7 protein-coding genes and 3 pseudogenes are annotated in these 7,459 nt (G+C 32.0%); 8 read left to right on the top strand and 2 right to left on the bottom strand.

Annotated elements, in window-relative coordinates; all coding sequences use genetic code 11:
- Positions 1-5 precede the first annotated feature (5 nt).
- Positions 6-191 (top strand): annotated as a pseudogene (locus tag JMN12_RS15525) (DUF3828 domain-containing protein); the annotation flags it as partial.
- A gap of 1,057 nt (positions 192-1,248) precedes the next feature.
- Entirely contained in the window at positions 1,249-1,728 is a 480-nt protein-coding gene (locus JMN12_RS05175) for a hypothetical protein (protein WP_088594870.1), read from the top strand.
- A gap of 18 nt (positions 1,729-1,746) precedes the next feature.
- Here the strand turns inward: JMN12_RS05175 and JMN12_RS05170 are convergent, their stop codons facing one another.
- Entirely contained in the window at positions 1,747-1,974 is a 228-nt protein-coding gene (locus JMN12_RS05170; protein ID WP_203137676.1) for a hypothetical protein, read from the bottom strand.
- 228 nt (positions 1,975-2,202) lie between these two features.
- Between JMN12_RS05170 and JMN12_RS15175 the strand changes: the two are divergent.
- The 6 genes and pseudogenes from JMN12_RS15175 to hisS form a co-directional block, all read left to right on the top strand.
- Positions 2,203-2,388, top strand: a pseudogene (locus JMN12_RS15175) (DUF3828 domain-containing protein); the annotation flags it as partial.
- 725 nt (positions 2,389-3,113) lie between these two features.
- Complete coding sequence (locus JMN12_RS05160) at positions 3,114-3,632, top strand: hypothetical protein (protein ID WP_203137674.1); 519 nt, start codon at positions 3,114-3,116, stop codon at positions 3,630-3,632.
- A 53-nt stretch (positions 3,633-3,685) separates the two neighbouring features.
- Positions 3,686-4,720 (top strand): hypothetical protein, encoded by a 1,035-nt coding sequence (locus tag JMN12_RS05155; RefSeq protein ID WP_088594874.1) that lies wholly within the window; start codon positions 3,686-3,688, stop codon positions 4,718-4,720.
- A gap of 116 nt (positions 4,721-4,836) precedes the next feature.
- Positions 4,837-5,066: pseudogene (locus tag JMN12_RS05150) on the top strand (IS1595 family transposase); the annotation flags it as partial.
- 41 nt (positions 5,067-5,107) lie between these two features.
- Positions 5,108-5,500, top strand: coding sequence for a nucleotidyl transferase AbiEii/AbiGii toxin family protein (locus tag JMN12_RS05145; RefSeq protein ID WP_227002901.1), 393 nt, complete (start codon positions 5,108-5,110; stop codon positions 5,498-5,500).
- A gap of 10 nt (positions 5,501-5,510) precedes the next feature.
- Positions 5,511-6,887: a histidine--tRNA ligase gene (gene hisS / locus JMN12_RS05140; protein WP_203137672.1), complete on the top strand. Its 1,377-nt coding sequence runs from the start codon at positions 5,511-5,513 to the stop codon at positions 6,885-6,887.
- Between the two features lie 92 nt (positions 6,888-6,979).
- Here hisS and JMN12_RS05135 read toward each other — a convergent pair whose 3' ends face one another.
- Complete coding sequence (locus JMN12_RS05135; protein WP_034555607.1) at positions 6,980-7,456, bottom strand: DinB family protein; 477 nt, start codon at positions 7,454-7,456, stop codon at positions 6,980-6,982.
- Positions 7,457-7,459: the final 3 nt, after the last annotated feature.

Raw genomic sequence — 7,459 nt, 5'->3', positions numbered from 1 at the left:
TTCAGATGGTAAAGATTTATTATTTTATTTCAGCGTGTTTATTGTTATTTTCTTGTAACAATTGCAATACCCAAGTATCATCTTCTGATGATATTAGAGATACTATTTCCTCTATCAAAAGAGATACCATAGTAGAAAAAGATACAATTGCACCAATTCAAGTGCCTAAAGAAGAAACTGATGAAGCTACATTAATATCTAATGCACAAGAACATTGTGATTTTGACAGTTTTATTAAGGAAGAGATTGGCTATTTAAATGGCGGTTTTGGTAGCAAAGGAAGACTTGATTTAAGGAACATTAATATAAGTTCAATGCTCTCTAAACCATCTTTTCCTTATGGGGTTATTCCTTATATTGGGTTTATTGATATAAAGATTAAAAGAAGATTAGAGATTAATTTTCTAAAAATAGAAAAATCAACAACAAATGATAGTCTTTATATAGCAAAAGGGAAAACAAAAGTTGGTAAAAATGTAAGATTGTTTGAAGGAGATATAAAAATCAAACATATATATTTTTTTGCAGAGCATTCTACAGGATTAGATGATGATATGGTGGGGAAAATAAAATCACAAGGAATTATTATTGCTGATTATTACTTTAGAGAAGATAAGAAATTATCAGCTACTGGTGTTTTTGAAGGAAAGGTTTTATTAAGATGGTATATTAACAATAAAGGAGTGTTTTTATATGATGATATTGATGAATATTCAGATGACTATAGAAATAACCAATTTGTAGGGACTTGGACAAGTTATAAGACAGGAGTTAAAAAAGTAGCTAATTGGGGTGTTTGTCGTATCCCTTGCTCAGGAGACTTAGATTGGGGTGCAGCTGAATTTTCTCCTGCTCCTGAATATAGAAAATATGGTTGGGAAGACTATAAACCTTAAATAAAAAACCCTTTACCTTTGCAAAACAAACAAACAAGATAGAACAATGAACAACCTACTCACCCATTATCCTGTAAATTGGATAGACGGAATGAAGCTAAGCAGCAGGACACACTCTTATTATACTAGGCACGAGCTACAAGCTTGCGCCAGCAGAGGGTGTGAGCCACACGGGCGATTATGGGACTTGTAGGACGGGTGCGACAAGTGGGACAAATGGGGCGAATAGGACGGGGAGAGAATTTTGAATTGTGAATTGGACACAAGCTACAAGCTTGCGCCAGCGGGGGGATTTTTGGGCTATTTTTTCTCTGATAAAGTAGCCGACCATATAGATGAAAATTAGTTGACTATGAAAATATTTACTTTTTTAAGAACTTTATTTAAATCCCCTTACCAGTATGAATTACGTTTTTTTTTACCTGAAAAGATAAGAACACAACTAAATATAGTATCTATTAAAAATTTAACTACTTTTTTCCAAGAAAAAGAAATTCCTTTCGATTGGGTTGGTTTTAATGAAGTTACTCCATATCTTTATGATACCTGTGTGAAATTCAAAGAAGAAAGTTGTTTAAATACTTTTAAAATTAGATTTGAAAAATTTAAGGATAAAGAGCCTCTTGCCCCTTGGGAAGTATTTCCTGACACTACTGAATATGGATATGGACCTTTTTGGCAGTTAGGTGGGTATCCTGAAAGTTATATAGAACTATGGTATAAATTTTATAGCTCTATTAGTGAAGAAGAAAAGAAATCATATCTATTAAGACATTACTGTCCAGAGAAATGGAATTGGTATTTTGATTTTGAAAATAGAAAAAAATCTTAGATTGCTGAGCGTTGGCTCTCAGGCAATGTTGTTGAAAAGGAAAACGCCCTTGTTGCCTTTCTTGAAAACCACCCCAACCACCCTGAGCAGGCGGAAACGCTTGCCTCTCTGCAAGCCCTGCGTGAGGTAACCCCACAGCCTATCGCCTTTGAAGAACTCGACTTTAACCTCGGCGAGCGTTGGTTTTCCAAAGAGATTTACAGCCGTTTTGCCTCGCATCTCTTTCAGACTGATGTTACTATCCACTACAACAAAGCCAGCTTTGGATTTGATAAGAGTGGAAAGAAATCAACTGGAGAGATTACCAGAACCTATTTTATTGATGAAAAAGGCAATGAAATCAAAAAAATAAGCGTAGGTGATACCATACGCGTATGTATTGACTCCAAAGGTGAAATAGCTGATTTTCTGCAATATACTATTTATGAAAAAGACAAGTATATTATTGATGATATTATTTTTTAAAATATTCAGATGGTAAAGATTTATTATTTTATTTCAGCGTGCTTATTGTTATTTTCTTGTAACAATAACAACACCCAAGTGTCATCTTTCGATGATAGTACAGCTACTATTTCCTCTATCAAAAGAGATACAATAGTAAATAAGGATACAATTGCACCAATTCAAGCTCCTAAAGAAGAAACTGATGAAGCTACATTAATATCTAATGCACAAGAACATTGTGATTTTGACAGTTTTATTAAAAATGAATTTCCCGCAAAAGAAAAAAATTTTATGGAGGGGAAACTAAATTTAAAAAACATCAATATAGGTTTTATTTTCTTTAAACCTATTCGTTATTTAGGTTTTATAGATTCAAAGATTAAAAGAAGAATGGATGTTAAATTTTTAAAAATATCTAAATCAGAAATAAATGATAGTATTTACTTAGCAAAAGGGAAAACTATAGTAGGAAAGAATACAAGACTTTTTGAAGGAAAAATTCAAATAAGACAAATTTATTTTTTTAAGTATATTTCTACTGGGGAAGAAGGAGAGATGGATGGAATAGTAAAATCACAAGGAATTATCATTGCAGATTATCATTTTAGAGAAGATGAGAAATTATCAGCTACTGGTGTTTTTGAAGGAAAGGTTTTATTAAGATGGTATGTTAATAATAAAGGTGTTTTTTCCTATGATACAATTAATAATTTCTCCGATGATTACAATAACAATCAATTTATAGGTACTTGGACAAGTTATAAAACAGGTGTTAAAAAAGTAGCTAATTGGGGGGCTCATCGCATCCCTTGCTCAGGAGATTTAGATATAGGTGCTGCGGAATTTATGCCTAATGAAAAATATTATAAATATGGCTGGGAAGACTATAAACCTTAAATAAAAACCCTTACCTTTGCAAACAATAAATAAAACAAGATATGAAATTATTACTTATTAGTTTATTTTTAATAGGGACAGTGAGTTCTTGTGAATGTGTTAATAGTAACACTAAAATAGATTTTCCTACAGATGACATTTCAAGTTTAAAATTTGATGATAAAACCTCAATAAATAATAAAAAAATCTTAAACAAACTCTTTTATCGTTTATTAGAAGAAAATAATAATATATTAATAGATACTCTTTACTCTATTGAAATTAAAGATAGTATTTTAATAGATAGATTGTCTATGGATTGGTATTTATTAAAAATCAAAAAGATTGATACTATTTCAGGAACTGTCAATATATACATAGGAGAAGAGTCTCAATATGAAGATGACCCTAAATTATATGAATGGGGTGAAATAATGAATAATAGATATATTTATTATATAAAGAAAAAGGGGAAATATTTATCTATATCTAATAATCTAACACAAGGTTATGAAGATTTATGTATAGATAAAGATAGTGTGAAAAAATCTAAACTAGAATATTATATTTATGAAGAGTGATATAGAATAAAAACTAATTAATATCTATAATAAATTAAAAACAAGATAGAACAATGAACAATCTACTCACCTATATTTTTATTATATTTATTATTTTCAATAGTTGTACCCCAAATATAATTAATCAAGGAAAAATGGAATGGATTAGTAAATATGACTTATACGAAAACATTTATGGAAAAGGGATTGAATCTAAAAGAGGATTAAATGTTACAAAATTTTTAATTTCGAATGAATCTATCATTTTTATTGCAGCAGAAAAAGATAGCTACTTCTTTGACACTAAAGAAGATAATGCCATTTTATTCATCTCTAAAGATTTAGGAAATGAATACAAAGAAATCATATTTCCTGAAAAATCTATTGTTTCTATCCATTCATATGGCAAAAAGTCTTTAATAGAAACTAATATAGGAGGTTATGGAAACAATGCTAAAAATTGTATTTACTTATTAGATAATACCTCATTAAAATATAAAAAAATTAGAGAATTTTCTCCTAATAGTATTTCTCAGATAAAATTTAATGGAAATTTTATTTCATATAATGAAAATGGAGATGTTATATTAATAGATATTTTAAATAATGTAAATTATAAAATTCCCAATATAGTTACTAAAGGTAATTACATATTAGAAGATAAAGACGCAAATATAATTTTTTTAGATAAGAATAAAATAATTAGATATAATGTTATAGGAGAAAAATTTACAACAATACGAAATTTGACAAAAACATACTCTACCATAACTGATGTTTTTGGAGAGATTAATTTAGGGGAAATTGATTTAGTGACAGGAACTGTGTATATTTACGACCTAACTGAGAGGGAATTATTTAAATTTTCTCCTAAAGATGAAAAATATAAATATCGTTATAAAAATTTTGTATGCGACTATAAAAGAAAAGAGTATTATCCTACGATTCGCTTTTCATATGATTATGGAAAAACTTGGAAAGAATACAATACGAGCGATTTTACAATAGAATCAAGTATATATGGTTTTTATAAGGATAAATACATAATTTTTGAAGCTGCCTTTATGGAAAAAGGGGCGTATATTATGATTGGAGAAATAATGAAATAAAACTATTGAGGCGTCAAAAATAATTTCATATATTTGCACTCTGAAAATTAATGTGTTATGGAATTATTTAAGGGACAAAGCCTCTTAGAGTTTACTGAACGCTTTAAAACAGACTTAGTAATAATGGGAAGAATTTTCCTACATTACACAAAGTAATACATCAAGTAAAGTCTTGGATACGAGGTATATATTCTTGGGTTTCAGAGTTTAATATAGACCGCTATTTAGCTGAGTATAGTTTTAGAATCAATCGCGCTCACAGAGCAAAGAGACTATCTTTAACAATCTAATAAAAAGATTGATTGAAAGAAAACCTATTTTCCAATCTCAGTTGGTATGCTCTTAATTTGACTCCTCAAAAATAGTATTTCTAAAATAGGAGTTTTTATGTATATTGATCATATCAAAGTTGATATTATAGAATACCCTTACTCTTTTTTCAATATTGAAACTATTGATGGAATCCATTTAGCTTCTAAAGAAGATATTTGTGCAATGAAAATGAATGCTATCGTGGGGAGAGGGTCTAAAAAAGACTTTTATGATTTACATCAACTATTAAAAGAATATAATCTTGATGAAATACTTGAATTATATAAAAGGAAGTATAACATCAATAATATGCAAATGATAATGCGTTCTCTTATTTATTTTGAAGATGCCGATAATGAAGAATTTGAAAACAATAATGTCATTAGTCTTCAGAAAGAAACTTGGAATATTATCAAAAAAAATATAAGAACCGTCTATAACAAATTACTAAAAAAAGCACTCCACTAATATAATTACAATGGCAATACAAAAACCAAGTATACCAAAAGGTACTCGCGACTTTTCACCTACCGAAGTAGCTAAACGCAACTTCATTATCAACACTATAAAAAATGCTTTCAACACCTTTGGTTTTCAACCTATAGAAACCCCAAGTTTTGAAAACTACAATACCCTAATGGGCAAATATGGCGAAGAAGGTGACCGTCTTATCTTCAAGATACTCAATTCAGGCGATTTTACACAAGGAGTAAACCAAGAAGATTGGGAGGCTAAAAATCCTCAAAAACTCACTCCTCAACTCTCCGAAAAAGCCCTTCGCTATGATCTTACAGTTCCTTTTGCTCGCTATGTAGTACAACACCAAAGCGAACTAACTTTCCCTTTCAAACGCTATCAAATACAACCTGTATGGCGTGCTGACCGTCCACAAAAAGGACGTTTTAGAGAGTTCTACCAATGTGATGCCGATGTAGTAGGCAGCACCAGTTTGTGGCAGGAAGTGGAGTTCGTACAACTCTACGACACTGTATTCACAGCCCTCAATCTCAAAGGGGTAACTATCAAAATGAACAACCGAAAAATCCTTAGTGGCTTTGCCGAAATGATAGGTGAAAGCGATAAACTCACCGATTTTACGGTTGCTCTCGACAAACTTGATAAAATAGGCGAAGAGGGTGTGATCAAAGAAATGAAAGAAAGAGGTATTAGTGAGGAAGCTATTGCAAAATTGCAACCTATCTTCGCTCTCAAAGGAACAGTTACCAAAAAACTATCTGTCCTAAAAGAGATTCTCAAAAGCTCGGAAACAGGTATGAAAGGTGTAGAAGAATTAGAGTTTATAGCCCAACAAATCAATCAGCTTGGTTTGCAAACAGCTATCTTAGACCTCGATGTTACTCTCGCTCGCGGACTCAATTACTACACGGGAGCTATCTTTGAGATTGGAGCTCCTGCAGGCGTACAAATGGGTTCTATAGGTGGCGGTGGACGCTACGACGACCTCACTAGTATTTTTGGACTCAAAGGTATCAGTGGGATAGGTATTTCTTTCGGGTTAGACCGCATCGGGTTGGTGATGGAAGAACTGAATCTTTTCCCTGAATCGCTCAACAGTACTGTAGAGGTGCTTTGTATCAACTTTGGCGATGCTGAAGCGCTACAGAGTATGAAACTGCTTAAAGCATTGCGTCAACTTGGCAAAACTGCAGAGCTCTACCCCGATGCCGCCAAGATAAAGAAACAAATGGAGTATGCTAACAAGCGTAATATTCCTTATGTGGTGATTATAGGCGAAAGTGAACTCGCTAAAGGTACTTTTGTACTGAAAAATATGTTAGAGGGCACTCAAAAAGAATGTAGCCTCAATGAAGTAAGTAATGCTTTATTTCAGTAGTAACACGACAAACAATTAGAAAATTTTATAGACTTTGTCAAAGTCCCAAAACTTTGACAAAGTTTTTTTTGTGTAAGTCGCACAGACTAATTTTATTTATTTTTCATTGTATTGATGGCACATTTTAAAGCTAATACGCTTCCCAAATGTACCCCTTCGTGCGAAATATTGAAGTAAATCGCTTCTTCAATGGTATTGAGTTCATACTCTATACCTGTTACATAATGGTTATAATGCTTAAAAATTCCTTTGTGATAATCCGTTTCGAGTAAATCTACAGTGCGGATGAGGAGTTGCTGTAGTTCCTCTATCTCGGCAGCAGTAGGAATATGCCCATCGGGGATGGTGCCTTTGCGATAACGCTCTACAAATTCAGGGGTGAGATAAGTAGGCAGGTCGCTATTGGCATAACAATAATTTTGCTGGGTAACTACGCAGTGAGCGAGATTCCACAAGATATTATTTTTAAAGCCCGCAGGAATGATTGCCAATTCTTCGGGGGTAAAGCTATTGAGCAATTTGAGTTGTCGCTCACGCAATTTTCGGTATAAGGTAAATACTTCTTTCATATA

This window comes from Capnocytophaga genosp. AHN8471, assembly GCF_016806945.1.
Classification (GTDB): domain Bacteria; phylum Bacteroidota; class Bacteroidia; order Flavobacteriales; family Flavobacteriaceae; genus Capnocytophaga; species Capnocytophaga periodontitidis.
This window is presented reverse-complemented; position numbering and strand designations above follow the sequence as displayed.

Excerpts from the sequence above, each read along its gene's own strand:
- JMN12_RS05175 (WP_088594870.1), top strand. The coding sequence starts at position 1,249 with ATGAAAATATTTACTTTTTTAAGAACTTTATTTAAATCCCCTTACCAG.
- JMN12_RS05135 (WP_034555607.1), bottom strand. The coding sequence starts at position 7,456 with ATGAAAGAAGTATTTACCTTATACCGAAAATTGCGTGAGCGACAACTC.
- hisS (WP_203137672.1), top strand. The coding sequence starts at position 5,511 with ATGGCAATACAAAAACCAAGTATACCAAAAGGTACTCGCGACTTTTCA.
- JMN12_RS05145 (WP_227002901.1), top strand. The coding sequence starts at position 5,108 with ATGTATATTGATCATATCAAAGTTGATATTATAGAATACCCTTACTCT.
- JMN12_RS05155 (WP_088594874.1), top strand. The coding sequence starts at position 3,686 with ATGAACAATCTACTCACCTATATTTTTATTATATTTATTATTTTCAAT.
- JMN12_RS05160 (WP_203137674.1), top strand. The coding sequence starts at position 3,114 with ATGAAATTATTACTTATTAGTTTATTTTTAATAGGGACAGTGAGTTCT.